The sequence below is a fragment of the Brasilonema angustatum genome (assembly GCF_059505445.1).
Map to the genome: position 1 here is coordinate 69368 of NZ_JCACKO010000005.1, position 15844 is coordinate 85211.

The window sequence follows — 15844 nt, forward strand, 5'->3', positions numbered from 1 at the left end:
GCAATTGATGACTGATGACTGATAATTGATAACTGATTTAAAAAATTCAGCACTCACCACTTAGAAGACAGCACTCATGATCGTCCCATTAACTCGCCAAAAATTTGAACAACTCATTCCCCTAATTGCCACTGGTCCGCAGTACAAATACTACTGGGGGAAATTTCCAGACTTTTTACAACGGCTGCTGATTTCTGTCGTGGCGGTAGCTGTTGTTTTCGTGATTAAAGTCATTTTGCGGGTTGATTTTGGTGGAATAGTCTTTTTGCTCGGGCTCATTGGTGCCCTTTACTGGCTGTGGGGACCAGTGTTTTGGGCGAGTATGCGGAATGTGAAAAGCCGTCGTTGTAAGTACAGCGGTTTTCTCCGTGGTCGAGTGCTGGATTATTGGATTGCAGAAGAGTTAATGGGTAAACAGGAAACCGTTGATAACAAAGGCGATTTGGTGATTGTCGAAAACCGAGAAAAACGCATTCACTTAGAAATAGGCGATGATACAGGATTTACTGCTGAGTATAAAGCGCCACTGCAATCTGCCTACAAAGTTATTGCTCGCGGTCAGAGGGCAGAACTGTTGGTGATGTCGAATCGTCCAGATTTAAGCAGTATTGATGAAATTTCCGATATTTATATTCCTAGTCGCGACTTGTGGGTGAGTGATTATCCTTCTATACGTCGCGATTTCTTTACTGAGGTGAGTAGTCGCCTGCGCCGTGATGAAGAAGATGAAAGACCGCGTCGCCGTCGCCGTAGGGTGGAGAGGTAGAAGCGGTTTCATTTTCAATTGTTTTAACCCCCTACACCCTTACTTACACCGTTAGGCGATCGCGCCCAGCGTCTAAGCCTCACCTTGGCGTTGCCCTTATACCCTTACACCCTGCCTTACAGCCATTGACTTTTACTCTTTGGTTTATGACTCAGCACTAGAAGACTGACTAAAAATAGGGGAAAGGTAGGCAACTAAAAGACCGATGATAAAACCGGAAATGTTGCGAACCAGGGGTAGCCAGTCGCTTGTTCGTGTCACTACTGGTCCAATACCAAAGGAGATAAATAAGATTCCCCATAGAGGAGAGAAGATTAAAGCCCATTGCCAAGCAAAAACTTGTCCTTCGCGACGAGGTTGAGCTGCAAATCCACAAATGACTCCACCAATTGCAGAAGAAATCAAAGTGAAAATCCACTGCTCCCGTGGTAATCCGGGAACAACTGCGCAACCTCCCTGAACCAAACAATTTTTGACTGTTTCCATTGCTTGTAGGATAGCTTGGTCTTCGCCTTCTTCTCGCACAAAGTACAAATTACCAAAGCGGGTTTGTAATTCAATCCAAAAAGTACGCGGTAGAAGTTCGTAAACAGCGTCACCCACACTAAAGCTGAGAATGTTACCGCCACGGGAATCAGCAACTAGCAAAATGCTTTTGTCATCTAAACCCCAAAAAGGAATAACAGCTCGACCTGGAGTACGGTCATATTGAGTTAATACTCGGAGTTTCCAGCCAGTTTCCGTTTGAAATTGTTCTAGTTGCTTAACAAGATTTTCTTCTTGAACGCTGGTAAGAGACTTAGCTAAGTCTACAACTGGGGTTGGGGTATCAGGTAATAGTTCGGGATTGTCATAAGCGTATGCGCTGGGAGAATGCGTCATCCAAATTGACCCAGCAAGGAAAAATACTGTTACAAAAGCCAGAATTCGTTTCCAAAAACTTTGCTGCATGAGCTTTTATATACAAATCTCAACAGGAAAAGTGAACAAGTTGTTTTAAAAGAGTACTGGAAAGTGAGACTTCTTTACACTTTTTAACTCTAATCTAATCTAATATCTCAGATCTAGAACTCACTGAGCAAGCTTGTCTGTAAGGTTAGGATATGAAAATAAGGGCGTAATGCCTTGTGTCCCTGTTCTCATAGAGACTTACACTAATTCGCGCGGGAGCATGAAAGCTCCGACACTCTATTCTTTATCAGACCAATTCTCAGATTCTGTCTGACGGTGGGAATCCTGTTCATCAAAACTGTTTTCCCCACTACCTAGGTTGTAGTCATTGTATTCGTTGTAATTCTTATTATTCCCGTATCCTTGTGCAGGTGTGAAGCGGTTCTCCTGCCTTAGTAGGGCTTGGCGTTCTTGTAATGTCAGCTTTGCTTTTTGAGATGGCGATAGACGCTCAACTGTTCGCCTTGAAGATTTGGAGCGTGTGAAGGTTTTCCAAGCAGCTTGCACACCAACCATAAAACTACGCGTGCCTGTTTGAACGTTTTGTGCTTGCTTTTTAGCACTATCCAAACTTTGATCCACTTGTTTAACCACTTGACCAGCACTTTTAACACCTTCACTGACATCATCAGTTAAGTCAGTGATTTCCAAGCTAGTCATGCGAATTGCATCGAGAGTGGGTGGCAACTCTCTATAAAGAGTGTCAAATAATTTTTCTGCACTGCGAGCTGCTCTTGCTAATTCCTGCAAAGCTGGTATCGCCGCCACCAAAACAGCAGTCAGACTGGCGGCGACTAGGAGTATGGACAGTCCCAGCCAAAACAGGGGGTCAATCACTTTAATATCTTCTATTAACTATCTAAATGTTGAGGAATAGTATCGGATTTTTCTTGAGCACTTTGTTGCTTCATTGCTTGGGTTTCCCGCAAACTAGCATCAATGCCTGCTGAGATTGCCTCCCGTAGTCGGTCTAAAGTATCATCCCAGTTAGAGCGTGCGTTTGCAGAAAGGCGGTCTGCCTGTATTTGAACACTTGTTGAAATATCTTCTGCCAATTCTGGCAAAGCACTGGCAGATTTCTTCAAGAGTTGACGGGTTTCGCGTCCTGTGCGTGGAGCTATGAGCAACCCAGTTAAAGCACCAATGGTTGCGCCTAGCATCATACCGCCAATAAATGATCCAGAACGGTTGTTAGACATCTTTTTGTTTCTCTCCTTACACCCATTCTATGTGGGTTTTCACGCCTTGCAAAATCCAAAAGATTTTATCTTCTAAATTTAGAGAGACAATTGATCAGCCAGAAAGGTTGCCCTTACTGCCTACTTTCTCTTTTTGACTAATTTTGCTCGGAATCTCAGAAAATTACTCTGCCAGACTTGCTGTCCAAGTGCAACTAGACTGAAAATCTGTCGCAGCCGCTGGATTTGTAGTCGTGCTGGTTGATCTTTCTGCCGTAGATTATTAATATTCCCAAGACTAGTGTAAAGAGCTTGTGGTGCTGTATATAGTACTGCATGGGAACTACGTTCAGCAGCAATAAAGATATTAGCTATTCTTGTGAGTCGCCTCTTCACTCGCCGCACTCGCCAAGCCACGTAGAGAAGAATCAGCGAGATCAGTATGTTGATGACGACAACCACTGTAACCATTGCTTAATTTTGTTGCACCACTGTAATTTTTGCTCTTATGATGACTTTAATTGAAGCTATGAAAATCAGTCTTAAGTTGAGTTTTCGCCAGTATATCAGGCGCTAAGTGGGCTGCTACTAAAGTGAAATAAATTTTTAGATTTCTTTAAGAAGAAGTTAGGGCATGTTTTTTCAAATCATCCACAGAAACCGCTTCCAAAGCTCTGGCGTGAGTTGCGCTAAGGATGACAGGAGGAGCAACGCCAGCCTCAACAGCTTCTTGCCAGCGACCAGCACATAAACACCAGCGATCGCCTTCTTTCAAACCAGGAAATTGATATTCGGGAACTGGGGTACTAAGGTCGTTTCCTCGTGATTTGGTGAATTCAAGGAATTCTGTTGTCATTTGGGCGCAAACAACGTGTAACCCGAAATCCATACCACCTGTGTTACAAAACCCATCGCGATAATATCCAGTCACGGGAGAAGAGCAGCACAATTCTAGCTTTGTGCCGAGTACGTTTGTTGCTTCTGTCATCGCCAATTCCTTTAAGTTTGTGTGACTGTTTAAAAGCCAATCAAATATAATGCCTCAGTCGTTCGAGTCACGACTTTAGCGACCTTACTTTATGATATAAGAAATTTTCTTAGCCATTTTAAAATCGTTATATCTATGAGTTATGAGTGATGAGTTGTCACTTTTGGTGTTCACTCTTCACTCTTCACTCTTGAACGCCAGACGCACGCCAGGTCGTACCATCGGGGGAACCCCAACGCTCTTATCCTGCGACGGGAAACCCGTCTATGTCCTGCGGACACGCTTTGCTATCAGCACTGGCTCGGCAACGCACTGGCTCCTCAAGTCGGGAAACCTGAGATCTTGCACTATTCTCAAAACCCTAGTGGGAACGGCCACGCCTTACGGCTATCGGGTGGGCACTGTCCACAACGTAAAAATAAGGTTTTGAGCGAACTCTAGGCAGTGCCCACCTTACAAAAATTGCAATAACGCAACTGGTGCAAGATGTGAGGAAACCCGCCCACAGCGCTGGCTCTTCCTAACTCCTTAGTGACTCCATTGATGCAAGCCGTACAACAAGTTGACGATGCGGCTCTTTTCCTCGGCTGAAGGTTTCTAAGTCACCAAATTCTTTCAAAAAAGTGTGAATTTGACGGCGTTCGGCTGAACTGAGTGACTTGATTTCTGCTTCTTGACCAGAGGAACGCACTTGCTGGGCTGCTGCTTCAGCTATCGCGCGAATTTCCGCGTATCTCCTAACGCGGTAGCCGTTCAATTCAACAGTGTAAGAGGCTTGTTCCCCCTGTAGTTGACTTAAGTTGAGAATAGAATTTGCTAGATACTGAATCGCATCTAGCACTGAACCATCGGGACCCGTTAAAATTTCGATTTGTTCGGATGATAAATTGCTTTCACCAATTGTCAACCAGTAACTATCCTGTTCTGGGGATTCTTCATCCTCAGCGACGGCTGTTTCTTTCTCACCTTTTATATCATCAACAGATAGCCCACTAAGTTGCAGCAGCGTTTTCAACCACTCCTGACCTCGTTTCATTCGACTGTCTGTCATCATTACCCTGTAGTCTTTTTCTTAGAACTTTTTGGTTCAAACGGCAGCGTTTTTTGTTTTGCGCTTTCTTCTTCTTTCTCCTGAGTATCTACAATTTTTTGTAGTTCCTCGCTCAGGGGTTCACGCGTGAGAATATAGGTTTGCAATGTCTGGAAAATATTACCAATCACCATATACATCAGCACCCCAGCTGGCAGCGGGAAGAACAAGAACATCCCTGAAAAAATTACAGGGGTGATTTTGTTAACAGTGTCCTGCTGCGGGTTGGCATTCGTGGTATTTTGCCCAGAAAGCATTTGGCTGACGTAAAGGGTAATACCAAACAGGATAATCATGGCGACAATATCCCAGTGAACAATGCCGCCTGGATCAATTGCACCAACTCTACCTAAGGCATCAATAAAGAGAAATCCTTGATTTGCGGCGAGTCCGGGAATTGTTCCTTGGATTGTAACATCTCCCGGCTGTAAGGCTTCTATATTACCCTCAGCATCAATTCTTATCCTTTCCTCCCCTTTGGTAATTTTCCATTCAGGGATTAACTGAGTATCGGGGTGTTCTGCTGAAAGTGCCTGAAAAGGTTTACCCTCCTGAGTTTGATACTCTATCTTCGTATGTTCTCCCACCGCTAATTTGTTGCCGCCAGGAAGGATGGCATTTACCTTAACGTGTTCCCCTTCAGAAATATAAATATTTTGTGGGGGAGTGGCAAAGGCTTGCGGTTGAATTCTTTCGATTTGTTCGGCAGGCAAGACTTGGAGATTCACGCTATAGTTGACTCCAGCAAAAGGTGAACCCCGCAAAGTGGCAAATAGTGCCAGTAAAACTGGCATTTGTAGCAGCAGTGGCAAACAACCTGCAAGCGGGTTGCCAAATTCTTTTTGGACGTTCATCATTTCTTCCTGCTGCTTTTGCGGATCGTCCTTATATCGCTCTTTAACTTCTTGCATCCGCTTATTCATCAGGGGTTGGACGATCCGCATCCGTCGCATATTGCGAATTGAACCAGCACTCAGGGGATAGAGCGCGAAGCGGATGATCAATGTTAATGCTACAATCGCTAGTCCATAGCTAGGCACAATGCTATAGAACAAGTCTATGATTGGCAGCATCACGTTGTTCGAGAGAAACCCGATACCAAAATCCATTATTCTGAATTCAACCTGAGATACTGTAAATTGACATCATCTAATTTATCTAAATCATGATTTAGATTGCGACTAGCGTGGTACTACGGATAGCCGCACATTATATGAGTAGGGGAAATAATGAGAGTCAGGAAGTGAGGGAGTCAGAAAGTGTGGGAGTGTGAGGAAATATTCCTCCCTCATTCGCTCCCTTTCTCCTGTTTTCCCTCATTCTCTTTATCACTTTTCAGCGCCCGCATAATTGGGATTTTTGGCTCTGACTTTTTCTTCAATGTAGTCATAAATTTCCCTAAACTTAGGAAGCGCCCGTATTTCCAGACGGCTACCGTCTCTTAAGGTTATAACCATATCTCCCCACAAGCCAATACCACGGGGAATTTTAGCCATTTTGACAATTTCTGAGTAAATGACGTCGCTGCGAGAACGTCCCATCCAACCACCCATGACGGAGATCCTGCGATCAGTGATACGATAGCGTAGCCACAATGCCCTAACAATCGCCCCAACAGTCAATGGCAGACCAACAATAGTGAATCCAATCAATATACTTGTGATTAAATCCCCAATATGTGGACCACCCTCATAATAAACTTCTTCACGAATGCCCATTGAACACCTCAGCTTGTTCCAATAACTGCTCTAATTCTTGCAGAAATTGTTGGGTCACGCACTTCGTATCTGCTACTGGTTTCACAACAACTACAATCCGCCATCCTGGTGACATTTTGGGCAACAACCGATACAAAGCTGCTGCAATTTGGCGTTTGAGGCGGTTACGAACAACTGCTCGTTTGCTAACCTTTGTACTAATCGAAATTCCTATTTGGGCTGGAGTAAGATGCTTTGTGTTTTTTGTGTTTACACTTTCAGGAGCCGTATTACAAGAAGGCTTAGAGGAAGGAGATGGTCGTAATGCTCTCAATGTTATATGTGAACCATGACGACGGATTCCTTCACGGAAAACTGCCTGAAAATCTCTTCGGGATTTTAGCCGATTTGCCTTGGGCAATGCCACAATTGCTATAATTAGCTTTTTTCTGCTCTAAACGCTCAAACGGTGGCGTCCCTTTTTCCTTCTTGCCCGGATGACATTTCTACCATCTGGAGTTCGCATTCTAGCGCGAAAACCTGAGGTTCTTTTTCTCTTGCGACAAGTGCCTTCCAATGTTCTCTTCATGTTTTTATCCTCTTAGACAATTATCATAAAAAAAGTCACGATTCGCTATTATATCATAAAATTTGTTTTTTGAAATCCAGCAGTAATGCTAAAGCTAGAAAGCCGTCATCAGTCATTTGTCTATTGTCAAGGATAACGGCAAAACTCTAACCATTCCTGTGCAAAGCAGGTAGTGGTAATTTATTTGGCTTTGTTTGACTCACTAATGACTAGACAAGATTGCAAAAGTAACAATAGCCACTCTTGTGAGGATCTTGTGAGCAAAGGGTAAAAATTTAAGAGGAAAGGGTTTTTCTTATTCTTTTCCCCCTTACCCCTTACCCTTTTCCCTAGAACTGCCACGAAGTCTACTGATGATTGATGAGTCATGGCTTAACTAATGCTTATGATCCACGTGCCGATGTAGCGCGATAATGGCACATCGCCGGGAGACTGAATTGAGCAGTTAAAATAAAACATTCCCCCAGAAGACGGGTTTTTCACGTTAGAGAGAATCAACTCAACATCAGTACCTGCTGGTACTGCTTCTTGGGGAAAAATTTCAAGAACGTGATTTTCTTTATCCCACTTCACGTCTGAGAGTGCAATCTTTTTGCCTTTAGCCTTGACCTCAATTTCCTTGCTGTCAAAGGTTCCTTGGTAGTAATTAGGATAAGAAATGACAAATCGAGCAACTGCTGTTTTCATCTTTTTGCTAGAAATTTTCAGTCTGTATCTGTCCCAGCCATTGGTTTGACCGCCAAAATCTAATCGGAACGGTAGCTGATTTTCGCCTTTGACACCACTAAATATCGTCAACCCTGGCAAACTTTGTGCCCAGCTTATAGCTGGTATCCCAGCTAGCAAACAACTTGTCACGGCTAAAGTAGAGAGTAAACGTCGCATGGTTAAGCTCCTGAGGCAGAAATAGATCTTTTGTTTAAAATAACTAGGACGGAACGTTCGTAACTAAAACTTTACTACTTAACATTTAGATATTGGGACGTAAATTGCTAATAAAAGTGTCATTCTAAGTACTTTCACTTCAAAATAGTATTTTTATACTAAGTGAATGCCCTGAAAAAATTTTGATGAATTTGAAGTCACTAAAAACACGGTTGAAATTTTATTTTGTTACCAAATATGTATAGATATATATAAAATGTTATAAAAGTTGAAAAAATAAATATGAAAATTAGTAGTTAACTTGAACGAGATTCGATAAGATAAGTTGTAATCAAGTCAGGGTTGACTAATATTATTTGGGGATAGTTTTTGAGAATTTTACTAATATTGCAATATGTAAAAAAATCCAGAAAAATTCTTGAATCCCTAAAAGAAGTTAAAGACAAACACGTAAAATTTGGGGATTGACATAGGATGTGTAATAGAAGCCCCTCTTTTCAAATACATGGGAATCTGGAAACCCTGCAAGAATTAAATTGAAACTTTGCGTAGGTCATTATCGAGTTTGAGAGCGAAGGTAAAATTGATTGGGCAAACCAACTACTAATAGCTGCAGCCCATGCACGATAAGTGCGCCTATTGCCTCTTAAGAAAAATTTCACAAATTGCCAAAAATAGGTATTTATCTTCAAGGAGATTGCATGAGAATAGCAGTTGCCAAAGAAATTGAAGTCTGTGAGCGTCGAGTTGCCTTAATTCCTGACATCGTTGCCCGATTGGTAAAACAAGGTGTAGAAGTGTCGGTAGAAACTGGTGCAGGTGAGCGGGCTTTCTTTTCTGATGCTGCTTATGAAGCAGCAGGAGCGAAAGTGATCACTGATACTGCTCAATTATGGGGCGAAGCAGATATTCTGCTTAAAGTGAGTCCACCTCAAGAGCGAGAAGATGGACGCTCAGAAATTGACTTACTCAAGGAAGGATCTGTACTCATTAGCTTTCTTAACCCTTTAGGAAATCCATCCGTAGCGCAGCGACTGGCAGAACGCAAGGTAACTGCTATGAGTATGGAGATGATCCCGCGCACGACTCGGGCACAAAGCATGGATGCTTTATCGTCCCAAGCATCAATTGCAGGTTACAAAGCAGTCCTAATTGGTGCAGCAGCATTACCAAAATATTTCCCGATGTTGACAACAGCGGCTGGAACGATCGCTCCGGCGAAAGTGTTTATCATGGGGGCTGGTGTGGCTGGGTTGCAGGCGATCGCCACCGCCAGACGTTTGGGAGCGATCGTCGAAGCGTTTGATATTCGTCCCGCCGTCAAAGAAGAAGTCCAAAGTTTGGGGGCAAAATTTGTCGAAGTCAAACTAGAAGAAGAAACAACCGCCGCTGGAGGCTACGCTAAAGAAATTTCTGAAGCCAGCAAACAGCGCACTCAGGAAGTTGTCGCCGAACACGTCAAGAATGCTGATGTGGTGATTACCACCGCCCAAGTTCCTGGTAGAAAAGCACCTGTTTTAGTTACTGAAGAGATGGTAGCGCAGATGAAACCAGGTTCAGTGATTGTGGATATCGCCGCTGAACAGGGTGGTAACTGTGCTTGCACTGATCCCGGCAAAGATATTGTGTGGAATGGCATCACTATCATTGGTCCCATCAATTTACCATCATCCATGCCAGTTCATGCCAGCCAACTTTATTCCAAAAATTTGTCGTCGTTGATGCAACTGTTGATTAAAGACAATGGTTTAAATGTCAACTTTGCCGACGACATCGTTGATGCGGCTTGTGTTACCCACGGTGGCGAAATTCGTAACCAGCGGGTGAAAGATGCCTTACAAGCTTTAAGCGGTGTGGCAAGTTAATTAATTCGTAGTAACTGCGTGCTTACTACAACTCAATTTGCATAAGGAGTTTACCCTGCGATGACAGAAGCATTAATCGCTGCCTTGTTTGTGTTTGTTTTGGCATCCTTTACTGGATTTGAAGTTATCAACAAAGTTCCACCAACCCTCCACACACCCTTAATGTCAGGTTCCAACGCGATTTCTGGAATTGCTGTACTGGGTGCGATCGTGGCTTCTGGTGCTAGAGAGACGAATTTATCAGTCATTTTAGGTTTGATTGCCGTGGTATTGGCAATGGTTAACGTGGTGGGTGGCTTCCTAGTCACAGACAGAATGCTGCAAATGTTCAAGAAAAAGGAGATTAAGGCGTGAGCGACTTTTTACCAACTGGGATTCAGCTATCGTATTTAGTTGCTGCATCCTTATTCATTCTGGGTTTGAAACAGCTGGGATCACCAGCGACAGCACGACAAGGTAATGTTGTTGCAGCTGTGGGGATGCTGTTGGCTATTGTGGCAACAATGCTGGATCAGCATGTGTTGAACTATGAAATGATTTTGGTAGGGTTGGCTATTGGATCTTTAGTTGGTATAGTCGTCGCCTACAAAGTCCAAATGACGGATATGCCCCAAATGGTGGGTTTGCTCAACGGCTTGGGTGGTGCTGCTTCAGCACTCGTTGCGGTTGCTGAATTTTGGCGGTTGCTAGGAAACGGTGAAGCAATACCCCTTGACGCCAACATTTCTATGTTGCTGGATGTGTTAATTGGTGGTGTCACCTTCACAGGAAGCTTTGTAGCCTTTGCAAAACTGCAAGGTATTATGAGCGGTTCCCCAATTACATTTCCTTTGCAGCAACCATTTAACCTCTCGCTTCTGGTTGCCTTTATTGCGGGTAGTGCTTATTTAATCATCTCACCGCACAGCTTACCTGTCTTTTTGGGAATTGTTGCTGTTTCTCTAGTGTTGGGTGTGATGTTCGTCATCCCCATCGGTGGCGGCGATATGCCTGTGGTGATTTCCCTGTTGAACTCGTTTTCAGGGTTAGCGGCGGCTGCTGCTGGTTTCGTGGTGATGAACAATATGTTAATCATCGCTGGCGCATTGGTGGGAGCATCTGGGATCATCCTTACTGAGATTATGTGTAAGGCGATGAACCGTTCTCTATTCAGTGTGCTGTTCAGTGCTTTTGGTACAGTGGCTGCGTCTGGTGGTGCTGCTGGTGCTGGTGGTACAACGGATCAAACCGTTCGCAGCATCGATCCAGAAGAAGGCGCAATGATGTTGGGTTATGCTCGTTCCGTCGTCATTGTTCCTGGTTATGGTATGGCGGTTGCGCAGGCGCAGCACAACATACGTGAATTGGCAGATCAGCTCGAACGTATGGGCGTGGATGTGAAGTATGCAATTCACCCCGTTGCTGGTAGAATGCCGGGACATATGAATGTGTTGTTGGCTGAGGCGAATGTGCCTTATGAGCAGCTGCACGATATGGATGATATCAATCCTCAGTTTGAGCAGACGGATGTCGCTTTGGTAATTGGGGCGAATGATGTGGTGAATCCGGCAGCGCGGAGTGATACAAATAGCCCGATTTATGGTATGCCCATTTTGGAAGTGGATCGGGCGAAGCAGACAATTGTGATTAAGCGCGGTATGAGTGCTGGTTTTGCTGGTGTGGATAATGAGTTGTTTTACAAGAATAAAACGACGATGCTCTTTGGTAGTGCCAAGGATATGGTAGGAAAGTTGGTTTCTGAAGTGAAGCAACTGTAGGGTTAAAAACTGTAACATAATTCCTACACATTTCTTTTCATAACTAATCAATTTTGAGCAGGTATTGCGAAAAAGATGCTAAAATGCCCAAACATATTAACGGTTAACAACCGTGCCGTCAGAGGATAAACCTTCCAGCTAAGACTGGCGTTTGATAAACGTGCCACAGGCGAAGTGCAGGCTCCATAGACACAGGGTCGTTAGTAGCGCCTCAAAAAGAAGTTTTTCAACTTCTCCTCGATACATATAGCGGTCAGTTAGACCGTTTTAGCCTGTGGACTGGTTAACGCCGACGTTACCAGGATGAAGCAGGAAATAAGCATCAAACTAGTTCATGAGCAGATTTGTCTACTTATGAGTAGTTGTGAATAGGTCTTATGTAACGGAATTGTAGATTATGGATACAGCATAAATCCAAAATTCCTTTTATGAATCGTGTTTAAGCTTGCTAAGGTTTTGTCCTGAGGCAAGTTTTTTTATGGTTAAAATTAATACGAGCTTCGCTAGTGCTAAGGATATGGTTTATACTACATTGTAGTTAAAGATGACGTTGATAAAATAAATCAACGATAAAATTTGAATAAGTCAAGCAATTAGGGTTACGTGAAATGAATATTTCCCTCAAACCTGAGCATGAGCAGTTTATTCAATCCCAAATTCAAGCAGGGAGATATGCTAATGCAGAGGATGTGATGAACGAAGCATTGAAACTGATGCAAGCAAGGGAGCAACGTTTGGAAGAACTCCGGCAAAAAATAGCGGTTGGGAAGGAACAAATTGCCAGAGGAGAGGTTACGGATGGGGAAATAGTATTTGCTCAACTGCAAGATAAAATTCATAAAATTGCTGAGTCTCAAAGATGAGTAACTACTCTTTTTCTGATGAAGCAGTCAAAGATTTAAATTCTATTTGTGAATATATTGCTCAGAATAATCCTAATGCTGCCAGTAAGCTTTTTGACGCAATTCGTCAGAAGTGTAAACTAGTTTCTGGATTTCCCAATATGGGGAAGAGTTATGAGGGATTGTCCCCTAATTTACGGGGATTTAGTATTGAAGATTATATTGTTTTGTACTATCCAAGAGAGGATGGAATCGATATTGCGCGTGTCATTAGCGGATATAGAGATTTAGAATCCATGTTTTTGGAACCGGAATAAACCTGCTAAAAAGCACAAGTAAAACTGGATTCACTTTTTTAACGAACCGCAGAGGCGCACAGAGCGCAGAGGAAAGAATATATAGAGTCAGCTTGTCTTGGGGGGAGATTATAATCCTGAGGCAAGCTTTTTTGTGGGTTAAAAGTAATACTAGTAGAAAAGGGCTATTGTTGATTGTTTAAGAGGGTTGCTATGGAAAAAGAGCAGCAGAGGTTGATTCTGTCTCAGCATAGGTATGATGAACAGGTAAAAAAAAGGCTAGGGAGTCTTGGCAATGAGTCGCAAAATATACTAATTTTTTATGGACGAGCAGGTATTGGCAAAACTGATTTATCGAAGTTACTGTTTCAATCTTTGAAGTCAGATTATCCGGTGTGCGCCCGGTTGGATGGAGAGGGAGTTTTCAACTACGGTTTGGCACGTAAACCGATTGAACCAGCACTACAACAGCTACGAGCAGATTTAGATCGAAGTAGAGTTGATCTCAATTGCTTTGATCTGGCGTACCTGATGTATCGTACTGGGACAAGTCCCTTGATAGCAACAATTTCACCTGAGGCGGCTAAAGGGAAAGATTGGTTAGAGAATATCAACAATACTTTAGATTTAACTGAGGCAGTTTTGGCAACAAAGCTGCTTGAGCAGGTTCCTGATTTGTTAGGTGTATTGATAGAAGCGCTTCAGGAAGGGTTACCTGGTGGTAAAGCTATTGCTAAACTGGGCTGGTTTTTGATGCAGCAGTCGGAAGAAATATGGCAGTGGTGGAAAGAACGGGGTAATCAAAATTTGCGAGAATTAAAAGATTGTGTAAGCCCGTATGAAATTCTGGAACGACTGCCTTTATTTCTGGCGCGTGACTTGCAGCAATACCTACGCCGTTCCCAGCACAAAGCAGTGATTTTTATAGATGGCTATGAAAAATTAGTAGATAAATTCGGGCGATGCGATTGGCTTGAGGAACTACTGGAACAGCCGAATCCAAATGTGCTGTGGGTGATTTTTTCGGAGCGATCGCTTAATTTGACAAAACACGCCCACAATATTCCTATCCTCCCGTTAACTGAGGCGGAAAGTCAAGCGGTTCTGCAAGCATTTGGAATTGATGAGCCTGAAATTTGCCAAATTATCATTCAGGCATCTGGAGGAATTCCTTTGTATTTGCGGCTGGGGGTGGAGACGTGGCAAGACATCAAAAAGCAGCGTCAGCCGAAGGTTACGGACTTTGCCCGGAATTTAAACGAGGTGTTACGCCAGCAAGATGTAGCTTGGCAGCCAGATGAACGGCGGATGTGGCAAGTGCTTTCTCACTGTCGTACTTGGGATGAGGCGCTGTTTGCTAAGTTGATGAGTCAGTTTCAGTTGGATAATTGGGAAAATCGCTTTTCTCAAATCACCGCATCGCCTTATGTTGAGGAGGCGAGTTCAGGAGTTTGGCGCTTGAATCAGGTGATGCAGCAGCATTTGCAGGAGAACCAGCCAGAAGACTTGCAAAAATCAGTGAAGAATTGGTTGTTTGAGTATTATCGAGCAGAATACCAAGAACCAGAATTACAATTAACCGCGCTGGCAGAAGCACTTTATCACGGGTTGGAAAGCGAACAGCCAGAACCAGCAACGAGCTGGTTTTTAAAACAGGTGGCGGTGCAGCAAGAGGTCGGTAGACATCAGAGTGTTGTTTCTATGCTGCAATTTCTTGTCGGGAAAAATCATCAATCGCCTCTTGCTTGGACGCTGTTGGGTAAGTCGCTGGTTGTTTTGGGTGATTACGAGCAAGCGTTGGAAGCTTTGGAAACAGCGCGAAGTCAATGGGAAGCTTTGCAGCAGGGGGAAAGTCTTGATGCTGCGACTGTGGAGTTGGAACTCGCTAATGTTTATCTGAAACTTGAGCGGACTTTTGATGCGAGCAACGCCGCTCAAAAAGCGTATCGCATCCGCACTACTCAACTGGGTGCAAATGAGTCTTCAGTTGCTGAGGTTCTCAACTGCCAAGCAGAAATTGCTGCAAGTCAGGGCGATTATCGAGAAGCGGTGAATCTGAGTCAACGCGCTTTGCAAATACTCCAGTCTCATCCAGATACCCAACCCCTGCAACTGGCTCAACTGAAATACACTGCTGCTTGGTTGAATGCTTACAACAACAATTTGGATGCAGCACAAAAGCTGTGCCAAGAGGCGTTGGAAATTGTTAAACACAACGCTGGTGACAAGCATCCTCTGGCTATCTCTTGCCAAGCGTCTTTGGGAAATATTTACCAAGGGATGGGAGAGCATAAATACCAGAAAGCCTACGAACAGTATCAGCTAGCTCTTGATGCAGCAGAAATCAGCCTTAGTCCCAGCCATCCTCAAACACTGCAACTGCTCAACGCCCTCACGCGCTTGTGTCGAAGAATAGGACAATACGATGGGGCAGATGAGTTTGCAGAACGCCACAATGCCCATGTTCAAATTGGTAATTTTGAAGAAACCGCTGATGTTGCTAGGAGGTTAAACAATATTGGTCTTTCGCTTTCGGAAAAAGGAGAGTACGGCAAAGCAGAACCACTGCTGAAACAAGCGCTGCAAATCCGTCTCAAGGTACTGGGGGAAGAACATCCCGACACTGCCAGCAGTTTCAACAACTTGGCAGGATTGTACGAATTCCAAGGACGGTACGATGAAGCCGAACCGTTGTACAACCAAGCGCTGCAAATCCGTCTCAAGGTGCTCGGAGCTGAACATCCCCACACTGCCAGCAGTTTCAACAACTTGGCAGCATTGTACGATTCCCAAGGACGGTACGATGAAGCCGAACCGTTGTTCAACCAAGCGCTGCAAATCTCTCTGAAGGTGCTCGGAGCTGAACATCCCAACACAGCCACAAGTCTCAACAACTTGGCATTGTTGTACGATTCCCAAGGACGGTACGATGAGGCGGAA

18 protein-coding genes are annotated in these 15844 nt (G+C 43.9%); 7 read left to right on the forward strand and 11 right to left on the reverse strand.

Annotated features, from left to right (window positions below; translation table 11 throughout):
- Positions 1-76 precede the first annotated feature (76 nt).
- Complete coding sequence (locus tag AC5JM2_RS01080) at positions 77-766, forward strand: DUF8619 family protein (RefSeq protein WP_495833064.1); 690 nt, start codon at positions 77-79, stop codon at positions 764-766.
- A gap of 144 nt (positions 767-910) precedes the next feature.
- Here AC5JM2_RS01080 and AC5JM2_RS01085 read toward each other — a convergent pair whose 3' ends face one another.
- The 11 genes from AC5JM2_RS01085 to AC5JM2_RS01135 all read right to left on the reverse strand — a co-directional run bounded on the left by AC5JM2_RS01085 (position 911) and on the right by AC5JM2_RS01135 (position 8144).
- The gene (locus AC5JM2_RS01085; RefSeq protein WP_495833065.1) at positions 911-1717 is read right to left on the reverse strand and encodes a TPM domain-containing protein; all 807 of its coding nucleotides are present in this window, start codon (positions 1715-1717) and stop codon (positions 911-913) included.
- A 237-nt stretch (positions 1718-1954) separates the two neighbouring features.
- The gene (locus tag AC5JM2_RS01090) at positions 1955-2554 is read right to left on the reverse strand and encodes a DUF948 domain-containing protein (RefSeq protein ID WP_495833066.1); all 600 of its coding nucleotides are present in this window, start codon (positions 2552-2554) and stop codon (positions 1955-1957) included.
- A 14-nt stretch (positions 2555-2568) separates the two neighbouring features.
- The gene (locus AC5JM2_RS01095) at positions 2569-2916 is read right to left on the reverse strand and encodes a YtxH domain-containing protein (protein ID WP_495833067.1); all 348 of its coding nucleotides are present in this window, start codon (positions 2914-2916) and stop codon (positions 2569-2571) included.
- A 120-nt stretch (positions 2917-3036) separates the two neighbouring features.
- Positions 3037-3366, reverse strand: a complete 330-nt coding sequence (locus tag AC5JM2_RS01100) for a hypothetical protein (RefSeq protein WP_495833068.1) — start codon at positions 3364-3366, stop codon at positions 3037-3039.
- 145 nt (positions 3367-3511) lie between these two features.
- On the reverse strand, positions 3512-3883 hold the full coding sequence (locus AC5JM2_RS01105; protein WP_495833069.1) for a DUF2237 family protein: 372 nt from the start codon (positions 3881-3883) through the stop codon (positions 3512-3514).
- Between the two features lie 520 nt (positions 3884-4403).
- Positions 4404-4937: a Jag family protein gene (locus AC5JM2_RS01110; protein WP_495833070.1), complete on the reverse strand. Its 534-nt coding sequence runs from the start codon at positions 4935-4937 to the stop codon at positions 4404-4406.
- Positions 4937-6082, reverse strand: coding sequence for a membrane protein insertase YidC (gene yidC / locus AC5JM2_RS01115; RefSeq protein ID WP_495833071.1), 1146 nt, complete (start codon positions 6080-6082; stop codon positions 4937-4939). Before yidC ends, AC5JM2_RS01110 begins: the two co-directional genes overlap by 1 nt.
- 219 nt (positions 6083-6301) lie before the next feature.
- Positions 6302-6691 carry a PH domain-containing protein gene (locus AC5JM2_RS01120; RefSeq protein ID WP_495833072.1) on the reverse strand — a complete coding sequence of 130 codons (390 nt, stop codon included), beginning with the start codon at positions 6689-6691 and terminating at the stop codon, positions 6302-6304.
- Positions 6678-7097 (reverse strand): ribonuclease P protein component, encoded by a 420-nt coding sequence (rnpA, locus tag AC5JM2_RS01125; RefSeq protein ID WP_495833073.1) that lies wholly within the window; start codon positions 7095-7097, stop codon positions 6678-6680. The genes AC5JM2_RS01120 and rnpA overlap by 14 nt, the downstream gene beginning before the upstream one ends.
- A 27-nt stretch (positions 7098-7124) precedes the next feature.
- Positions 7125-7259 (reverse strand): 50S ribosomal protein L34, encoded by a 135-nt coding sequence (gene rpmH / locus AC5JM2_RS01130; protein WP_071654180.1) that lies wholly within the window; start codon positions 7257-7259, stop codon positions 7125-7127.
- 372 nt (positions 7260-7631) lie between these two features.
- Entirely contained in the window at positions 7632-8144 is a 513-nt protein-coding gene (locus tag AC5JM2_RS01135; RefSeq protein ID WP_495833074.1) for a DUF2808 domain-containing protein, read from the reverse strand.
- 701 nt (positions 8145-8845) lie between these two features.
- On the opposite strand from AC5JM2_RS01135, the gene AC5JM2_RS01140 reads away from it, so the two are divergent.
- The 6 genes from AC5JM2_RS01140 to AC5JM2_RS01165 all read left to right on the forward strand — a co-directional run.
- A complete protein-coding gene (locus tag AC5JM2_RS01140) occupies positions 8846-10009 on the forward strand; it encodes a Re/Si-specific NAD(P)(+) transhydrogenase subunit alpha (RefSeq protein WP_495833075.1) in 1164 nt (387 codons plus the stop codon).
- Between the two features lie 60 nt (positions 10010-10069).
- The gene (locus AC5JM2_RS01145) at positions 10070-10363 is read left to right on the forward strand and encodes an NAD(P) transhydrogenase subunit alpha part 2 (RefSeq protein ID WP_495833076.1); all 294 of its coding nucleotides are present in this window, start codon (positions 10070-10072) and stop codon (positions 10361-10363) included.
- Positions 10360-11766: an NAD(P)(+) transhydrogenase (Re/Si-specific) subunit beta gene (locus tag AC5JM2_RS01150; protein ID WP_495833077.1), complete on the forward strand. Its 1407-nt coding sequence runs from the start codon at positions 10360-10362 to the stop codon at positions 11764-11766. Before AC5JM2_RS01145 ends, AC5JM2_RS01150 begins: the two co-directional genes overlap by 4 nt.
- 608 nt (positions 11767-12374) lie before the next feature.
- Complete coding sequence (locus AC5JM2_RS01155) at positions 12375-12629, forward strand: type II toxin-antitoxin system ParD family antitoxin (RefSeq protein WP_495833078.1); 255 nt, start codon at positions 12375-12377, stop codon at positions 12627-12629.
- Entirely contained in the window at positions 12626-12925 is a 300-nt protein-coding gene (locus AC5JM2_RS01160; RefSeq protein WP_495833079.1) for a type II toxin-antitoxin system RelE/ParE family toxin, read from the forward strand. The genes AC5JM2_RS01155 and AC5JM2_RS01160 overlap by 4 nt, the downstream gene beginning before the upstream one ends.
- A gap of 192 nt (positions 12926-13117) precedes the next feature.
- Positions 13118-15844 (forward strand): tetratricopeptide repeat protein (locus AC5JM2_RS01165; protein WP_495833080.1); only part of this gene is annotated, 2727 nt, incomplete at its 3' end.